Below are 17476 nucleotides of genomic sequence, written 5' to 3' on the forward strand. Positions count from 1 at the left end.
TGAATATAGCAGCACCTTGGACCCCTGGCTTTATGCCGGAGGGTCATTTTTTTTGGGCATGGCCCGCTCCCTCTCGGGATAAAGGAAGTTACCTACGCCGGCCTCTCCGGCTCCTATTTCCTGCATGGCTTCATGGAAGAAATCCGGAGAGCCGTCCATGCTCTCCATATCGCCGCTCATAGTCCCGTCCACCGGAGCATACAGTGGGTATGAACCTTACTTATCTCGGCACGGAGGGATTGAGCTTATGACTCAGGACGACATCCGCCAGCTGGAGCGGGCGATCGACGAGATTACGGAAATCGCCGCAGGCTTCGGCCTGGACTTCTATCCGATGCGGTATGAAATCTGCCCGGCAGACATCATCTATACGTTCGGCGCTTACGGCATGCCGACGCGCTTCAGCCATTGGAGCTTCGGCAAGACGTTCAACAAAATGAAGCTGCAGTACGATCTCGGCCTCAGCAAAATCTACGAGCTCGTCATCAATTCGAACCCCTGCTACGCCTTCCTGCTCGATGGCAACTCGCTCATCCAGAACAAGCTCATCGTCGCCCATGTGCTCGCCCACTGCGACTTTTTCAAGAACAACGCCCGCTTCTCCGGCACCAACCGGGACATGGTCGAGAGCATGTCCGCGACGGCCGAGCGGGTCGGCCAGTACGAGATGCTCTACGGAACGGAGACCGTCGAGCGTTTTATCGACTCCGTGCTCGCGATTCAAGAGCATATCGATCCGACTCTTGTGAAGCCCCGCCAGCTCGACAAGTCGAAGCGAGACGAATACCTGCGCAGGGAAGCCGAGAACGCGGAGGAGCGGCCGCCTGGAGAGTATGACGACCTGTGGCGGCTGGAGGAGGTCTCGTTGGAAGAAGAGGCGGGACCGCCGGAGCCGCCGAAGTTCCCCCTTCGTCCCGAGAAGGACCTCGTCTGGTTCATTGAGGAGCATTCGGCCCATCTCGCCGACTGGCAGCGGGACATCATGAGCATGCTGCGCGAGGAAATGCTCTATTTCTGGCCGCAGATGGAAACCAAGATCATGAACGAGGGCTGGGCTTCCTACTGGCATCAGCGGATTATCCGCGAGATGGATCTCGACAGCGAGGAGACGATCGAGTTCGCCAAGCTGAACGCCTCCGTCGTCGTGCCGGGCCGCGGCAGCCTGAACCCATATTACCTGGGGCTGAAAATATTCGAGGATATCGAGAAGCGCTGGGAGGACCCGACGGAGGAAGACCAGCGCCGCTTCGGCTACAAGCCCGGAAGGGGCAGGGAAAAAATATTCGAGGTCCGGGAGCTGGACTCCGACACCTCCTTCCTCCGCAATTACTTGACCAAAAAACTGGTCGACGATCTCGACCTGTACATTTTCGAGAAGAAGGGCCCCGAATGGAAAATCACCGACAAGGCGTGGAAAAACATCCGCGAGCAGCTCGTCTACTCCCGCGTCAACGGCGGATTTCCCGTCATCGAGGTGCATAACGGCGATTTCAACCGGGCAGGCGAGCTGTACCTGGTCCACCATTATGAAGGCGTGGAGCTGGACCTGAAGTATGTGGAGCGCACGCTCCCCCATGTCGTCGCCCTCTGGGGCAAATCCGTGCATCTGGAGACAGTCGTCGAGGACAAGAAAATCGTCTTCAGCTGCGACGGGAAGAAGACGAGCCGGAAGTTTATTTGAACGTTAATTTGTTTTGATGAAACGGTATAGAAACCATGGAAACAGCCGGCTCCTATTGGGGCCGGCTGTTGCTGCGGCATCGCAAGGATGCCGTCTCTGATGGAATTGTACGTCACGGGCGGCGCTTCAAGTAGGAGAATGCAAGCAGCCAAAAGATGCATCCGAGCAGGATCTGGATTCCGCTCTCCTGAACATGCATGCCATTTCCGCTGAGCAGGATGCCGGTGAAGAAGCCCAACATCATGGCAATGAGAATTTCAAGCCCTTTAGACGCCATATAGAACCACCTTTTTAATGAAATGTGGATGCGAAGGTAGTATCTGTTTCCTTTATTTACCCATAGAGTAAGGTTTCCAACAAAGTCCTGGCATGTATCTAGAGCGGATGAGGAAACCTAAAAAGGCAGGATTTCACTTCCGTTTGTTTAGTTGCATTATTTTCGTTATCGATGTATACTGTCACTATTGCAAATACATTTTAAAGACACAAGGAGAGACCTTTCCATCATGGCATCCATTCTTTTTGTTAAAGCGAACGACCGTCCGGCTGATCAAGCGATCAGCGTCCAAATGTACAATACGTTCCTCGAATCCTATAAAGCCGCTCACCCGAACGACACGGTAACCGAGCTGGACCTGTACGAGGAAGTGCTTCCTTTCTACGGCAACACGGCCATGACCGGCATGTTCAAGGCTGGACAAGGCATCGACACGACTCCTGAGGAGCAGGCAGCTGTCGAGCTCGTCACGAAATACGTCAACCAATTCCTCGAAGCCGACAAAGTCGTGATTACCGTTCCGCTCTGGAACTTCACCGCTCCGGCTCCGCTGATCAACTATGTCGCTTACCTGGCGCAAGCAGGCAAGACGTTCCGCTACACGGCTGAAGGTCCTGTAGGCCTCGCAACCGGCAAAAAAGTCGCTCTGCTGAGCGCTCGCGGCGGCGTATACTCCACGGCCCCTATGGCAGACTTCGAATCGGCTCTCCGTCCTCTCAAAGGCGCATTCGGCCTGTTCGGCGTACAAGCCCAGGAAATCGTCATCGAAGGCCACAACCAATTCCGTGACCGCGCTGCCGACATCGTCAGCGAAGGTCTGGATAAAGTCAAAGCCGAAGCCGCTGCTTTCTAAGAGCTCTTCATGACAAAAGCCCCTTTCCGGATAGCCGGGAAGGGGCTTTACGTTTGTTCAATCCTGTTGGCCAAAGCTCGACTATCGAGCCAACAGGAGAGGGAATGCCCTGCTCCGCTTGCTTGGTCTTTCCTGTCCATGCGAGATTGTCTCCTTGCCTGTATCATTGAATTTAACGGCCATAATGGACATGTAAATGGGTTCATGCATAAAAAGCGTCCGTCATTTATAAAAAATGGACGGCTTGGTGCGCGAGTTGTTCATTTCCTTGTTCCCGCTGCCCGTCCTGTCTTCCCGGTCAGACAGGGATGAATGCTGGCGGAACAGAAGCGTCGTGCTCAGAACAAAGCTTCTCATCTTATGAATGTAGGAAAAAGCTTCCGATGAGGAAGCTGAATGTCTGAGCAGTATTTGATGACAGAGAGTAATAACCGAGGATAGCGGCACAAGCCATCCCGGTTGAACGCTGCTTATCCGCTTGGATGTCTCTGGACCCGCGCACAAGGAAGCATAGCGGAATCGAATGCTGTCATAACTTTCCAGCAGATCCCATGCTGTGCTTAAAAGCTGCGTCAACAAGACGTTCGGGCACAGTTCTTTATGATTATTTTCGACCGTATAGATTTTATTTGATTTTAAGTGCTTATTCAACAGGTTCAGGAATTCCGTGATGGCTTGGTGAAAGATATCCATGGACTCCAAAAGAATGGCGTCAATTTCGCCGCTCTTGAAGGAGAAGGTATCCGAAATCATGGTTAGACGATCCCATACGAGCCTTTGCGACATTTTTCCGTATGTCAGCGTCTTCGCCATCGATTTCAGCGTCATTAGATCATCCTGATCCATCGTTTTGCTGGATGCTCGAATTCGAAACAACACCAGCTTGGACAACGACAGTTCTTCCCTGGCTATCCAGGTGACTATGGCAGACCATTCCGAACTTGTGGATGAATGAAGAGTCATACACCTACCTCACCTTACTCTTCGTGAATCTCGTCGTGATACTCGTCCTGATATTCGTCTTGGAACGAGGATTTCTCGAGCTTGATCACATCCTCCAGCTTGAACTGCAGGAGCATCTGGTTTTTGATAATGATGCGCATCATGCGCTCCACGCTTTCATTGACTTCCATCAAATCCTTCGAGCTGCTCTCTTCCGCATGAATGACCTTTTGCAGTTTTTCACCTTCGGCGTTGATGATGTTGGACAAGCCCATCTCTTCCAATGCGATCGAAGACAAAAGAAGATTCAGTACATCATGTCGCTTGAGCTGAATATCAGGCCTGATATTCGGGACATTGGGCATGCTCATGAGGATCACTCCTATTTGGGCTAGTATCCATCCGCTTGTCATCGCACAACGAGACTTTAAATCGATCGCTTATCTCTTGCAGCTGCGTCCTTAAATCGAAATGAGCGCGGATGGTTTCTCTGCTCATCTTGATTCCCATTTGAAAGATGACTTCCGCCGCTGATTGCCGATCTGCAGCTGCATTCATGTAAACAAGCTCATCCAGCAGCCTTCCTATTTCCGGCTGAACAAGAAGCGTCAGCTGAGCAGAATGCTGTTCAACGTTTTCAGGCGGGGAAACAGCCGGTTCCTGGAGTGGATTTCGTTTAGACATCTTCAAAGAGGAGGAAGGCTTGAAAGTGCTTATTTGGCTCTGGATCTCCCGACCCTCCGCTTCAACCGCTTTGAGCAAATTCGGCATTAAAGAACCGTGGAATTTTGCCCTTAAGCGCTTCGCGTTGGCAAGAACCTGTTTTTGATCCATCGACAACGCCATCACTTCTTCCTGAATTGATCTCTATAGAAGATATGCCAAGCTATGCCATTACATACAACTCTTTTTTATCGACATAAAGGGACAAACAAGAGCTTGCAACAACCCCGCTTACACCTCCTATCAGTTGCACATCCCAAGATACGAGTAAGGTTTGGACTTTATTCCAACTTTGCAAACCCGTGTTTCTCTCCAGCCGATGGCAAGAAAAAGCTGTCGAATAACAAAATCGAACGTACAAAGCCTTGCGTCTGCAAGCGGATTGGCCGCTGTCGGACTTGGCGCATGAAGGATGACCCTCATTCCTTGCCCGCCGGCAGAATCCTCGTTCAGCCATGAATTCAGAAGAAGATGGATTTGAGAGAAGCAGCTGCGAGGATGATTGCTCTCCAGGCCGCTCACTCATTTTTTAAAATCTCTCTTAAACAATGAACAATCTCGTTCCGCTCTAGGTTCTGGACTTCGCCGATTCGAGCCGCCAGCGCGGGAGCCATCCACTCATCGACAGCCTTCCATCCCATGCCGGACAACAGCATGTATTCTTTCCTATACTCATCATGAAACAGCTTCCGCAGCACTCTTTCCAGCAGCCAGTCCGGAGTATCTCGCGGGACGGCATGCGAACGCAGCATCATGGAGGTTCTGGCGACATCCGCCGCTTCATTCCCCACCATTGCATTTATCCAATCAATAACAACCGGCCCATTCGGAGAAAGAATAATGTTGCCAGGATGAAAATCGTAATGGCATAATTTCTTGCCCTCGGGCAGGCTTTTCACCTTTGAGAGCACGGCTTCTTTTTCCGCTTCATTCAGAACCGCTGCCGTTTGAATTTGATGAGACAGCTCCCTTTTAAGGCTGGGGTCAAATGGAACCTCGGCTTGGTGAATGTCGAACTGAAGCTGCGCCATCATTCTGGCATAGTGGACAACGCTTGATTCCGTCCTCTCAATCCGACTCAGCATCGTAGGACCGTCTATCCGTTCATAAATCAGACAGGTCTTGCCTTCAATCTCGACTAATCCACCGAAAGCCGGCGTTTTCAGACCTAGGGATTGAACGGCTTCCGCATTCCGCGCTTCTTTTTTAGCCTCATGCTCGGAATGCTCGCGTTGATGAAGGATTTTGACGACTTCCGTGCGCCCCCAGCGATAAACATCGGCCGTGTTTCCTCTTCCAAGCAGCTCTCCGATTTTCATCTCTATATTCCTCCTTTCAATAAGCAGCTGTTAATCGTCCTTGTATCGAATCGATGCTCTTCTGCCGAACGGAGAAGATTTTGTTTTGATTGCTCAAGATTCCGTTTTGTCGGCTTCTGTTTAAGACGAAACGGGGTCGAATTGCGTGCCAGCCTCTCCTCCAGATCGGCTTCGAGCTCCACAAAGTAAACCTCCGCACCCTTCGACTCGAAAATCCCGCAGATTTCGTTCACGAACTTCCAATCCTCCTGCAGATCGAACCCCCACACATACGTGAAAATGAGCCCATACTGATCGCTGCCGGAGAACGATTCAAAGATTTCGCGCCGTAGTAAATCTGAAATCCTCCAGGTTTCGAAACCGAAACCGAAGAAAGGATGCAGAATCTCGATGGACATATGATTGTGAAACAGCTTCAATTCGGTTATCTTCGCCAGCTCATGCCCGATGGTCATTTTCCCGACGGCCTGCGGGCCGAATATGAGAATGAACTTCATGATGTTTCCTCCCTCTCAGGATTTGTTGTACAGGATACGGATTCCTCTATATCGATCTTTTCTTTTCAAAGCATCGCTCGCATCGCCGGTTACGGCAACGGAACTGTGGCCTGTCCATTCCGCTTGGAACGCTTTCGTTGAAATAAACACATTCCCCGAACGATTTGATTCTAATCCTTGCTTAAGGATCGACAGCTGATAGCTGTAACCCGTTGTCGCTCCGCAATCCCGTTGGAATACGACCAGCTCCAAGCTGCCATTCGGCTGGAAAGCTCGATGGACGATTTCATTCGAGCACATACCGGACATCAGACTTCCCCCTAGATAGTAAAGCCAGTAAACGGCAATGCCAACTAGGACTGCGAAACGAAAGAAACCGATCCCTGCAGCTCGCTTGATGGTTCGTCTTCGTTGAAGCCGGACTTCCTGATCGGAAGGCCAATCGGAAAGGTTCATCCGTGATTTCCTATCCAAGCTTTTCACTTTCCTTCCCGATCACATCTCTGGCTCGCGGACTAGGCAGTCGCGTCTCCGGCTGGCAGGCTGAGAAGATCCATTTCGGCTGTCGCTCCTATCGAGCGGATGGACCGATCCCTCCTCTTCGTTTCCATCCCAACTATACCATTCCCGTAAAATAACGGTAATGACTTCATAAGGCTTCTTCTCCACATCTCTCCATTTTTCTGCCCTTTTGCATGGATTCCGGGACTTTGCATGCATGTCCATATTCCCTTTCCTTACGTTCGCAAGACGACCGATTTTCCTATTGACAGCGATGCCAAACATTTCTTATGATGACTGGGCCAACCTTAATTTGAGGGCTATGCTTTTTAAACCAGATGGTTTAAGACAACCCCGGTTACTCCGTCAGCGGAGAAAACCGGGGTTTATTTCTGTCGAGAGGAGGCTTCCGTTCCGAAATCGCAAAGGCACTTAAAACCGTATGTGTAAGCGCTTCATATCACTCGCTTGAAAGGCGGTTATTTTGATGAACCTGACGTTGAAACGAATTCTTGCCGGAGCGGCCATTGCCACGATGCTTGCCGGAGCCCAGCTCACTCCTGCGGCGCCGATGGGCCTCGCTTCCGCCGCTCCGGACACCGCGGTCGGCAACAAGCAGAATTACAGCACGGACGTCATCTACCAGCTCTTCACCGACCGATTCTCCGACGGCAATCCCGCCAACAATCCGACGGGAGCGGCCTTCAGCTCCGGCTGCACCAACAAGCGCGTTTATTGCGGAGGGGACTGGCAAGGCATCGTCAACAAAATCAACGACAACTACTTTACCGGCATGGGCGTTACGGCGCTCTGGATTTCCCAGCCTGTAGAGAACATCTACTCCGTCATCAACTATTCCGGCGTGACCAATACGGCCTATCACGGCTACTGGGCCCGCGACTTCAAGAAAACGAATCCTGCCTTCGGCAGCTTCACGGACTTCCAGAACCTGATCAATGCGGCTCATGCGAAAGGCATCAAAGTCATCATCGACTTCGCGCCGAACCACACCTCTCCAGCCATGGAGACGGATACTTCCTTTGCCGAGAACGGCAAGCTCTACAACAACGGCACGCTGCTCGGCGGATATACCAATGATACGAACGGCCTCTTCCACCATAACGGCGGCTCGGACTTCTCCACGCTCGAGAACGGCATCTACAAAAATCTCTACGACCTGGCGGATCTCGAGCAGAACAACAGCACGATCGATACCTATTTCAAAGACGCGATCAAAGTCTGGCTCGATCTCGGCATCGACGGCATCCGCGTCGACGCGGCCAAGCATATGTCCATGGGCTGGCAAAAGAACTGGGTCGCCTCCATCTACGGCTACAAGCCGGTCTTCGTCTTCGGAGAATGGTTCATGGGATCTGCGGCCGCAGAGGCGGACAACACCAAGTTCGCCAACGAATCCGGAATGAGCCTGCTCGACTTCCGCTTCAACCAAGAAGTCCGCAGCGTCTTCCGCGACGGCACGGACACGATGTACGGCCTGGACGCCATGGTCGCAGCGACAGGCTCCGACTATGCGCAAGTATCCGATCAGGTTACGTTCATCGACAACCATGACATGGAACGCTTCAAAACCGGTTCCTTGAGCAACCGCCGTCTCGAGCAGGCGCTTGCGTTCACGCTGACCTCGCGCGGCGTCCCGGCGATCTACTACGGCACCGAGCAATACATGACTGGCGGCACGGATCCCGACAACCGCGCGATGATGCCGTCGTTCTCCACGACGACGACCGCTTACAAGGTCAGCGGCCTGCTGGGACCTCTGCGCAAATCCAATCCGGCCATCGCCTACGGCACGACCCAGCAGCGCTGGATCAACAACGACGTCTATATCTATGAGCGCAAATTCGGCAACAATGTCGCGGTCGTAGCCGTCAACCGCAACCTGTCCACGGCTGCATCCATCAGCGGCTTGGTCACCTCCCTCCCGGCGGGAACCTACAATGACGTTCTCGGCGGACTGCTTGGAGGCAACAGCATTACGGCGGCATCCGGCGGAGCTGTCGGCACGTTCACCCTGGCTGCAGGCGGCACGGCCGTATGGCAATACACGGCTGCGGCGACAGCTCCGGTCGTCGGCCATGCAGGTCCGGTCATGGGCAAGCCCGGCAACACGGTCACGATCGACGGCCGCGGCTTCGGCTCCTCCAAGGGCACCGTATACTTCGGCAGCACAGCCGTAACAGGCACGGGCATCGTCTCCTGGGAAGATACCCAGATCAAGGTCACGGTTCCTTCCGTCGCCGCCGGCAGCTACGGCATCAAGATCCGCACCTCCGGCGCGGTCGACAGCAATGTGTACAACGGCTTCAACATTCTGACCGGCAACCAGGTTTCGGTGCGCTTCGTGGTTCAGAATGCAACGACGGCCCTGGGCGAGAACGTCTATCTCTCCGGCGGCGTATCCGAGCTCGGCAACTGGGCTCCAGCTGCCGCCATCGGACCTATCTTCAACAAGATCCTGTACGCTTACCCGACTTGGTATTACGATGTCAGCGTGCCGGCAGGCACCGCTCTCCAGTTCAAGTTCTTCAAGAAGAACGGAACGGCGGTCACTTGGGAAGGCGGCTCCAATCATACCTTCACGACTCCCGCTACCGGGACGGCGACGGTTGTTGTGAACTGGCAGTAACTTTTCGGAAGACGAAAAAACCCGAAGGCCGGCCCCCCTGGGTCCGTGCTTCGGGTCTTTCTTTTTTTTCTAGAGCTTGACGAACTGTCCGGTTCTCTGGGATTCAAAGGCTGCCAGAATGACCTGCAGCGACTTCAAGCCCTCTTCCCCCGAAATGGCCGGAGGCGTATTCGTCGCGATGGAGTCCACGAAGGCATCGATGACTCCGCTCGGCACTTGCTTCTCGTTCGTCGCCATGGCGCCGACTTTGTACGTTTCCACCAAGCCGTCGACAGGCTCGACGATGACCTCGTCGCCGTCCACCGTGCCGATCTTCATGACGCCTCGCTCGCACCACAGCACCGTGCTGTTGTCCCCGCCCTTGTACTGCGTCCAGCTGGCGACCAGCGTTCCGATCGCTCCGCCCTTCATGCGCAGAAGGCAGGCGGCGTTGTCGTCCACATCCGTGCCTTCCTTGTCCAAGGTACCGATAAAGCCGGCGACCTCCGCTACCTCGTCGTTCAGCAAATACCGGATGAAATCGGATTTATGCACGCCGAGATCGCCCATGGCGCCCATGATGGCTTCGTCCTTGCGGAAGAACCAGCTCTCCGCGCCGTCCACGCTCCAAGCTTCCGGCCCGGGATGGCCGAAGGAGGTACGGAAGGTGAGCACCTTGCCGAGCTCTCCGGAATCCAGAATCTCCTTGGCTTTCACATGCGGAGGCATGAGGCGCTGATTATGTCCGACCATCAGGAAAACGCCGTTATTCCGGGCGGCCTCGATCATCCGCTCCCCTTCTTCCAGCGTCGTAGCCATCGGCTTCTCGACCAGAACATGCTTGCCTGCGTTGGCTGCTGCAATCGCCATGGAGGCATGGAGATGATTGGGCGTGCAAATGCTCACCGCGTCAACATCCGCTTGGGCGAGCAGCTCCTCAAAGGAAGCAAAGGCTTGGCCGCCATAAGTCTCGGCCATACTCTCGGCCCTCTCCAGAATAGGGTCAGCAAAGGCGACCAGCTCTACGTTCCCGTTATCGGCGTACTCCGGAATATGTCTGCGCTGGGCGATGGCGCCGCAACCGATGACAGCGACTTTGATTTTGCTCATAGCTTCTCTTCCTCCTTAATTAAACGTTCAAATAGTGGCTTTTCAGCCATTCGTAGCTGTTCGAGATGCTTTCCAGCGGCGGATTCTGGCAGACGTCCTGCTCCACGATCAGCCACTGCACGCCCGCTTCCGCTGCAGCCTCGATGACGGCAGGCAGATCGACGGTGCCTTGTCCCAGCTCCAGCGTTTTCATCTGACCCTGCTCATCCGCGCTGAAATCCTTCAAATGCAGCAGCGGCAGGCGGCCGGCGTAGTTGCCGATGTACTCAACGGGATTCCGGCCTGCGAATTGAACCCAGCATACGTCCATCTCGACCTGAACCGCTTCCGGCGTCGTCTCCTTGAACATGGCGTCAAAAGCATTGTCGCCGCCGACTTGGCCATGGAACTCGAAATCATGGTTGTGGTAGCCGAAAATCAATCCCTGCTTGCCGGCTTCAAGGCCGAATTGCTGCAGCTCGGCGAAAAGCCGGCTCCATTCCTCGCCGCTTTGGGGACGGTCCTCCGGCATCAGATAAGGGCAAATCATGTATTTGGCGCCGATCGCCTTCAAATAATCGATTTCTTTTTGCAGATCCTCGCGCAGAGCTTGCAGGGATACGTGGCTGCTGAAGCCCTGCAGGCCCAGCTCGTCAAGCAGCGCTTTCATTTTATCGGCGCTCAAATCGCCGTAACCGGCGAACTCGACGCCTTTGTAGCCAAGCTCCGCGACTTTGCGAAGCGTGCCCTCAAAATCTCTGGCGGTTTCATCCCGCAGCGTGAACAATTGAAGTCCGATGTTAAGTTTTTCCATATGGGCAAGCTCCTTTGCAGACATGTTTTATTCTCTGGTTTCATTCTAGGGGATTACAGCCTAAAATGAACATATACAATATCGTTAGAACATGAACGATTTGCTCGGAATTCCAAGGGGAGGGTTTCTTTTTGGACACATCTTTGCTTATCTGCGACTATTCCAATCATTATAAACCCTTTACTCAGGACTTGAAGAGCGGACTGCAGCATTACCTATTCCGCCTTCAGACCGAAGGCTCCTGCCGGGTGTTCACCGGCGGCCAAGAGTATATCCTGAACGGAGGCGACCTGCTGCTGCTCCGGCCCGGCGACGATTACCATCTCGTCGTGGAGGAGCCTTTAAGAAAGGGACGCTTGTCCAGCGCAGATTATTACTTGTTTTGCCAAGGCTCCTGGATTGATCTCTGGTGGGATCGCAAGGTCCGCCCGACGGTCAGCCGGGTCGGATCCGACGACAATCTGATCGGCTTGTGGCGCAGCCTTATGCTGGAGAAGCGCCGGGGCTCAATGGAAGGAAATGACGAGCTGAAGGATGTTCTTCTGCGCAGCCTCTGCCTGTCTATCGATCGGGCCATCGCCGAGAATGTCCAGACGGACCGCAAGGGCATGGCGACACTGAAAATCAAGAGATTCATCGAAGAGCATGCCATGGCCACCTTCAAGCTTGAGGAAGCCGCCGCTTACGGAGGCCTCAGCTTGTCGCGGGCCGTCCGGCTGTTCAAAGAGCATTACGGCAAGACCATGATCCAATACGCGATTGAAATCCGCCTCAATGCCGCAGTGGAGCAGATCAAGTACGGCGAGCTTAAACTGGAGCAGATCGCCGAGGCTTGCGGCTTCGCCAGCTACTCTTATTTTCACCGGGTGTTCCGCGCCCGCTTCGGCATCTCGCCCTACCTCTATCGCTCCCGACAGTCGCTGGCCGGATTGAAGCTCGAACGGGACTAACATGCCTTTTTATTGCTTTTCAGACCGCTTCATTTCTTTTGGGGTCTCTTCATTTGTTTTTTTCAGCATCCTTTTTTTCACATCGTAGATCGCGATACCAAATCTCATATAAACAGTCGTGTTTCTTATTCCCTCTGTCCTGTCTGCCAGCCAGTCGATAATTTCATCGCCAAACAACGTCAGCACTCCTTTCAAAATTCAAAAGTGTCTTAACATGCTAAAACCAACCGAACCAGAGCATATTATTCTGCTTTCCGTATAACCCCCTCATAATATAAGGAGTTTTAAGGGTCGGATTTACAACCGCTGACCTAAAAAAGTATGGTACAGACGCTGTGATCAAATAAAGAAGGCTGCCGAGATTCCCCGGCAGCCTCAGCCGGATAAGCTCCGGCATGGTGTCCTTCTTTTTTCTTTTTAGGCTATGTTAAATCCTGATATCGATTTTCAACTAAAGAAAACCGCCCTACGTGGGGGGCGGTTCATTGAGCTAACGTTTCCCGTTAGTTGAAAAACGAATGACTGCTCTCACTGCTAAATAGAGAACTGCAACTGCAACAAAACGCTTGTCTTTTTTGGAATTCGAGATAGGCAAAGCCTCTGCCTATACCCTAGGTATTCACAGGGCCAAGAAAAAGCAGAAGGATGAGCCTGACGCAGTTCGAGAGTACGTTGAGTCGTATAAACACTTGCGCGAACACGGCAATGCATTTTTCATTGTGCTCTTTGAGCTTATTTCGGATTGATTCTTTTCTAGGCCAAACCATTGTGGATGATACTGTCTCTGTCCGTTTGGGTCATGCTTGCTGCGTCCGTTTGGTGGATTGGAACATATCTCGAATCAAAATTGGAACATCATGTAGAAGGCCTTTAAAAACAGCCGCGGATATTACACTGCGGCTGTTTCATGACGTCCGAACACCGTCCGGATCTGGTAAGTGCCGGTAATTGAACTATCGTGTTCCGTTAGGTCCATTGTCAATTCCATAAAAAACTATAACTGAACGAATTTTCAAGAATACGGGATCCTCTAACTGCCGCTACAGCCGGAGAATCCCTATTAAAGTAATCTGCCCTTAAGGCCACTGGGTCAACCGCACAACTAAACTGGAACGTAGGTCAACCTGATTACATTCTCGCCAATTCGATCGCTTGCCACGAGGCGCAGAGGCGGCCGCGGACCGGCGAAGAACGGTTTGCCGTGACCCAGCACGACTGGATGGAGATAGAGTCGATACTCATCAACGAGACCGAGCTCCGTTAGACTGTGGGCCAACTCCGGCCCGGCAACTTCTATTACCCCTTCATGCTGGGCCTTCAGCCCACGTATGGCCGCTGCGAGGTCGCCCTCGATCAGAGAAGCGTTCGGACCGACGGATTTTAACGTCCTCGACACCACCCACTTCGGTTTGCTTTGCCATGCCGCTGCGAATTCCCGTTCCGGTGCACCCCATTCGCTTCCGTCCCAAACCCGCATGTTCTCGTACATGCGGCGCCCGTACAGGATGCCCGACAGGCTGCGCACATCGTCGATGAAATGACGGAATAGTTCGGGGCCGGTCTGAAATTCCGGGTGGTCGTGGTCGACAAATCCGTCCAGAGACTGGTTCAATGCGTAAACGATCTTTGCCATGCGACTGACTCTCCTCCCTTGTTTTCTCGCACATTCATCATCAAGATTACATGTTCCAGATTCAACCTCCTTTATGTCAACACTTTATCATACAACAGCATACCCTGTTTCTCTTGGATTGCTAATGTGCATAGACCTGGCCTGACCGTAAACAAAGTTAATTTTACGAAAGATGGTAAGTTTAACTATACTGCCCGTTCACTCAATGAACAAACACAATAATGACGTATAACAGAGCCTCTCTTTTTAGGCTATGTTGAATCTCAATGTTGATTATCAGCCAAAAAATAAACGCCCGTAAAGGGCGGTTTAATAATGTTATCGTGCTTCGTTAGGCGGATGACGCAAGAAAGAATTACTCCATATGTTTAAAATTTTTATCACTCTTACCTTCCATAGGAGCAACGCCATTTTGTGTTATTTCTTTGTTTTCTGATTTATAGTTATATTTATAACCATAAATTACGTTCGGCTCATCGTTAAAAACTACATTAATGGCGTAGGGACCTCCGGACTTGCCTTCTCCTGATTTATTATATTTAACTTCAATATTAAACTCATTTTCTTTATAGCCTTTTGAAACAAGATGAGCGACCACTTTCTGTTTAACCGATTGTTCAGATCTGGTGGTCCAGAATAACTGCATTCATAATAAAAAACCGTATCAACAATGAAGGCTAACATAGCTTCTTTTTAAAGAATGAAGAAGATCAAAGCTTCTCCGAGCATCAGAACGAAAAGGGAAACCAAATATTCTTTGAACGGCTTTCGATACTTCCAGTCGATAAAGGTCTGAAAGCCCTGGCCGCAGAAAAGAATCGCCATCCAGAGCCACTTTTTGCTGATGGCCTGATCTTGTAAAAGCAGCAGAAAGACAAAGGCGAATGCCAGCAGCACGAGAATCGTTTTTCCCCAAGCATCCGCTCTTCTGCCTGATCTCGACAACTCTTCTTTCGGAAGTCGAAAGAGAATCGTCCTGAGAAACCAATGCGTCAACGAAAGCGCTAGAACAATAAGTATAATTGGCTGCAATCCTAAGCCTCCTGTCCAGACCGAGCTTCAAGCTGCGACTATCCCCTATCCCCTGGGCATGTCTTTATCGACGTGGTATCTGAGGCCGGTTTATTCCCTTAGATTGTGTTTCTTTTCGTATTCCCTATTTCTCTCCGCGAGCGCTTTTTTATATGTTGCCGCTGCATGTGGGAAATAAAGTTCAATCAACAAAATAAGGCTGCCCCCAATCATCAACAGGATGGAAAAAAGGTTTGCCGCATATCCTCCCGTTTCTCTCAACGCTGTTCCATATTTCCCCGGTGGTGTCGACCATCCCGTAATGTGGGGAAGATACATTGCCGCCGCAAGATGTACCCCTAAATAAAGCAGAACTCCGCTTAACAGAAAAAATCCGCCTGCAACAATCCTTTTCACTCCTTCCACAACCTTTCCAATTAGAATCCCGGCAGGCACAATCGACCGCAGGTGAATGAAGCCAAACCTCATTCGAACCTAAGACCTGAATTTGAGTCGGCCGGATCCTGTTTGCTTACTCCGCTGCTCTCTCGGTCCAAGATGCCCGTACATAACCTATTTTCATGCCCAAGCGCTCCATATTTTTATGGCTTTGGGATTGAAATGAGCACTGGCTGATGACTAGCTTGCAATCGTTCTTCACGGCTTCTTCTACCCGTCTCCTCAATAAACACTGATGCAAGCCCCGATTTCGGTACTGGGGCAACGTAGCTGCGAAGGTCAAGGATGCCTTTTTATCCTTGCTGTACATCACACCGGCCGCTGCCGGAACTTCATCCAGGCACGCGATAAAAAATTTCCATCCCGGTCGGTGATACAAAACCTTATTATTCTCCAACACATAGGGGATGCCCTCATCGGATAACCCTGTTCCTCGGCAATGAATCGCTGCATACAGCTCCAACTGATCTTCTCTGCATTCTAACAAGGTGATGCCATTGGAATATTCATCCGCATAGATTTGGGGTTCACTAACCATTGAAGTGTGAAAGCCGGATTGATAGAAGCCCCGATCAGATAATCGTCGAAGGAAGCTCTGATCCACCAACGAAGGAATCACTTCAAATCGAGGTGTTCGAGCCCTTGCTTTGCCCAAGTCATGGTCTTGCTGTAAGAACAGACTGCATTCCCGAATCGCTGAATCTCGATTCCTTCCGGATTTCCGGGTCGAGCCTGAATGGCTGACATCCGATCCGTCATGTAATCAATCTCGGCATTTTCAATGTCCTTGATCTGTTCTATGGATGGCAAACTGAAAGACATAAGTCACCTCGGTATCAACTTTCTCTACTACCCTCTTCAAGTATTCCGGCCCGTTTCCGTTTCTTTCTCAACAATCGGATTTGCCCTCTATGATTGAGCTCATCTTCAAAAACATGAAACCAGTGAAAGTAATGGTTCGACGGCTTATGATTTAAAGGCTTTTCTATATCCAGCCAGCTATCCTCCCGCCCTCGAAAACACTCCAAGGTTTTGGAACGTTCTACGGTCAGCAGATCTAAATAATAGGCCAGGTCCTTTCCTCTAACATGCTCTCTGCCCAGCTCGCCGAGCTTTATTCCAGGATCCCAGAATTGCCTCTCTTCCAGATTGAGATCCCTATCTTCAAAGGTCCATGTTCGGTAAAAAAATTCAATGGAGGCGATATGAAACAATAACGCCCCAATTGAATTGCTGTCGTCATCGTCGAGATGATCTAGTTGATGGTTCGATAAATCCTTGACGCTTTCATACGTCGTATATCGAGCGTAGTTCATCATGGAAATGAGTCTGCCGATTTGAGGCGAATAGCCTTCCATTTCCGAAATTATATAAGAGTCCACGATGATCATCCCTCCTTCTAGCGTCATGCATTTAAATGTTCGGTGGAAGCAAATCCTTCTATTTTCCCAGTGACCTCTTTCATAGATGCGCTTTGTTATGGAGCATTCCGAGACGTTCGATTCCTGCACAAATCCCCCCTATTATACAATAAAAGGAAGTAGATGCCTTATCTATACAGAATATTTATCCGTATGCTATTCAAGACGTCACGATTCCACAACTAATGGGAGGATATTTATGGCGCTGTTAGGAGACCTATTTGGAAATTCCTCTGCGGTTTCGGTGCAGGAGCTTCAAAATCAGTACGGATCTTATTTAATGCCTCAAGAAAAAATACAAATGGGTTTTAAGCTGGTCCGTGATATCCTTCTTTTTTACCGATCCCATTCATTTCAATGAGCCAGTTAAAGTCAGTCTTTTGCTAGGCGAAATTTCATTGGAGTTCCTCTAGATTGTAGATCTTCTCCCTTTTATCTCAGGCACTTCTATGTATTCGGATACCTCCGAAATTCCTCTGTTGCGGAACATGGCAATTGCGCTTTCGGCAATTCACGATAAAGCCGCTGAATCTTGGTTGATGAACTGGCCTACCCATAGAGGAAGTTTTGTATGTCGAGGGTACAATGCTTGATTTGAGGGCATTTCGAGAGCATATTCCGATCCATGATCGGCACTTGGAATCCGCTTACAGTCCTATTAAAAATGATTTCGGGTATAC

21 protein-coding genes are annotated in these 17476 nt (G+C 51.2%); 5 read left to right on the top strand and 16 right to left on the bottom strand.

Annotated features, from left to right (window positions below; all coding sequences use genetic code 11):
* Positions 1 to 247: 247 nt before the first annotated feature.
* Positions 248 to 1681: a SpoVR family protein gene (locus VE23_RS09995; protein WP_049867903.1), complete on the top strand. Its 1434-nt coding sequence runs from the start codon at positions 248 to 250 to the stop codon at positions 1679 to 1681.
* A 112-nt stretch (positions 1682 to 1793) separates the two neighbouring features.
* On the opposite strand, the gene VE23_RS26985 is transcribed toward VE23_RS09995, so the two are convergent.
* On the bottom strand, positions 1794 to 1958 hold the full coding sequence (locus VE23_RS26985) for a hypothetical protein (protein ID WP_164763018.1): 165 nt from the start codon (positions 1956 to 1958) through the stop codon (positions 1794 to 1796).
* A gap of 229 nt (positions 1959 to 2187) precedes the next feature.
* Between VE23_RS26985 and VE23_RS10000 the strand changes: the two genes are divergently transcribed.
* On the top strand, positions 2188 to 2811 hold the full coding sequence (locus tag VE23_RS10000) for an FMN-dependent NADH-azoreductase (protein ID WP_049867904.1): 624 nt from the start codon (positions 2188 to 2190) through the stop codon (positions 2809 to 2811).
* 222 nt (positions 2812 to 3033) lie between these two features.
* Here VE23_RS10000 and VE23_RS10005 read toward each other — a convergent pair whose 3' ends face one another.
* From VE23_RS10005 to VE23_RS10030, 6 genes are all read right to left on the bottom strand, one after another.
* Positions 3034 to 3702 carry a hypothetical protein gene (locus tag VE23_RS10005; protein ID WP_049867905.1) on the bottom strand — a complete coding sequence of 223 codons (669 nt, stop codon included), beginning with the start codon at positions 3700 to 3702 and terminating at the stop codon, positions 3034 to 3036.
* Positions 3703 to 3788: 86 nt separating this feature from the next.
* Entirely contained in the window at positions 3789 to 4124 is a 336-nt protein-coding gene (locus VE23_RS10010) for a hypothetical protein (RefSeq protein WP_048744837.1), read from the bottom strand.
* Positions 4090 to 4599, bottom strand: coding sequence for a hypothetical protein (locus tag VE23_RS10015; protein WP_048744836.1), 510 nt, complete (start codon positions 4597 to 4599; stop codon positions 4090 to 4092). Before VE23_RS10015 ends, VE23_RS10010 begins: the two co-directional genes overlap by 35 nt.
* 395 nt (positions 4600 to 4994) lie before the next feature.
* Positions 4995 to 5795 carry a phosphotransferase family protein gene (locus VE23_RS10020; protein ID WP_049867906.1) on the bottom strand — a complete coding sequence of 267 codons (801 nt, stop codon included), beginning with the start codon at positions 5793 to 5795 and terminating at the stop codon, positions 4995 to 4997.
* A 2-nt stretch (positions 5796 to 5797) separates the two neighbouring features.
* The gene (locus tag VE23_RS10025) at positions 5798 to 6292 is read right to left on the bottom strand and encodes an AAA family ATPase (RefSeq protein WP_049867907.1); all 495 of its coding nucleotides are present in this window, start codon (positions 6290 to 6292) and stop codon (positions 5798 to 5800) included.
* Positions 6293 to 6307: 15 nt separating this feature from the next.
* Complete coding sequence (locus VE23_RS10030; RefSeq protein ID WP_049867909.1) at positions 6308 to 6748, bottom strand: DUF5412 family protein; 441 nt, start codon at positions 6746 to 6748, stop codon at positions 6308 to 6310.
* A 580-nt stretch (positions 6749 to 7328) separates the two neighbouring features.
* Between VE23_RS10030 and VE23_RS10035 the strand changes: the two genes are divergently transcribed.
* Positions 7329 to 9440, top strand: coding sequence for an alpha-amylase family glycosyl hydrolase (locus VE23_RS10035; RefSeq protein WP_049869686.1), 2112 nt, complete (start codon positions 7329 to 7331; stop codon positions 9438 to 9440).
* A gap of 69 nt (positions 9441 to 9509) precedes the next feature.
* Here VE23_RS10035 and VE23_RS10040 read toward each other — a convergent pair whose 3' ends face one another.
* Both VE23_RS10040 and VE23_RS10045 read right to left on the bottom strand, forming a co-directional pair.
* On the bottom strand, positions 9510 to 10529 hold the full coding sequence (locus tag VE23_RS10040) for a Gfo/Idh/MocA family protein (protein ID WP_049867911.1): 1020 nt from the start codon (positions 10527 to 10529) through the stop codon (positions 9510 to 9512).
* Between the two features lie 19 nt (positions 10530 to 10548).
* The gene (locus tag VE23_RS10045; RefSeq protein WP_048744833.1) at positions 10549 to 11322 is read right to left on the bottom strand and encodes a sugar phosphate isomerase/epimerase family protein; all 774 of its coding nucleotides are present in this window, start codon (positions 11320 to 11322) and stop codon (positions 10549 to 10551) included.
* 131 nt (positions 11323 to 11453) lie between these two features.
* Here VE23_RS10045 and VE23_RS10050 point away from each other — a divergent pair, with 131 nt between their 5' ends.
* Complete coding sequence (locus tag VE23_RS10050; RefSeq protein WP_049867912.1) at positions 11454 to 12272, top strand: helix-turn-helix domain-containing protein; 819 nt, start codon at positions 11454 to 11456, stop codon at positions 12270 to 12272.
* A 9-nt stretch (positions 12273 to 12281) separates the two neighbouring features.
* On the opposite strand, the gene VE23_RS26440 is transcribed toward VE23_RS10050, so the two are convergent.
* From VE23_RS26440 to VE23_RS10075, 7 genes are all read right to left on the bottom strand, one after another.
* A complete protein-coding gene (locus VE23_RS26440; RefSeq protein ID WP_157053936.1) occupies positions 12282 to 12449 on the bottom strand; it encodes a hypothetical protein in 168 nt (55 codons plus the stop codon).
* A 925-nt stretch (positions 12450 to 13374) separates the two neighbouring features.
* Positions 13375 to 13905, bottom strand: coding sequence for a dihydrofolate reductase family protein (locus VE23_RS10055; protein ID WP_049867913.1), 531 nt, complete (start codon positions 13903 to 13905; stop codon positions 13375 to 13377).
* Positions 13906 to 14260: 355 nt separating this feature from the next.
* Positions 14261 to 14503 (bottom strand): hypothetical protein, encoded by a 243-nt coding sequence (locus VE23_RS26445; protein ID WP_157053937.1) that lies wholly within the window; start codon positions 14501 to 14503, stop codon positions 14261 to 14263.
* A gap of 95 nt (positions 14504 to 14598) precedes the next feature.
* Positions 14599 to 14937, bottom strand: a complete 339-nt coding sequence (locus VE23_RS10060) for a hypothetical protein (protein WP_049867914.1) — start codon at positions 14935 to 14937, stop codon at positions 14599 to 14601.
* Positions 14938 to 15027: 90 nt separating this feature from the next.
* A complete protein-coding gene (locus VE23_RS10065; protein ID WP_157053938.1) occupies positions 15028 to 15333 on the bottom strand; it encodes a hypothetical protein in 306 nt (101 codons plus the stop codon).
* 115 nt (positions 15334 to 15448) lie between these two features.
* Positions 15449 to 16030, bottom strand: coding sequence for a GNAT family N-acetyltransferase (locus VE23_RS10070; RefSeq protein WP_332310167.1), 582 nt, complete (start codon positions 16028 to 16030; stop codon positions 15449 to 15451).
* Between the two features lie 181 nt (positions 16031 to 16211).
* Positions 16212 to 16766, bottom strand: a complete 555-nt coding sequence (locus tag VE23_RS10075) for a mycothiol transferase (protein ID WP_069202454.1) — start codon at positions 16764 to 16766, stop codon at positions 16212 to 16214.
* Positions 16767 to 16995: 229 nt separating this feature from the next.
* Between VE23_RS10075 and VE23_RS25785 the strand changes: the two genes are divergently transcribed.
* Positions 16996 to 17157: a PH domain-containing protein gene (locus VE23_RS25785; RefSeq protein WP_021879752.1), complete on the top strand. Its 162-nt coding sequence runs from the start codon at positions 16996 to 16998 to the stop codon at positions 17155 to 17157.
* Positions 17158 to 17476 lie beyond the last annotated feature (319 nt).

Origin of the sequence: Paenibacillus sp. D9 (assembly GCF_001188365.1) — a bacterium.
Classification (GTDB): Bacteria; Bacillota; Bacilli; order Paenibacillales; family Paenibacillaceae; genus Paenibacillus_O; species Paenibacillus_O humicus.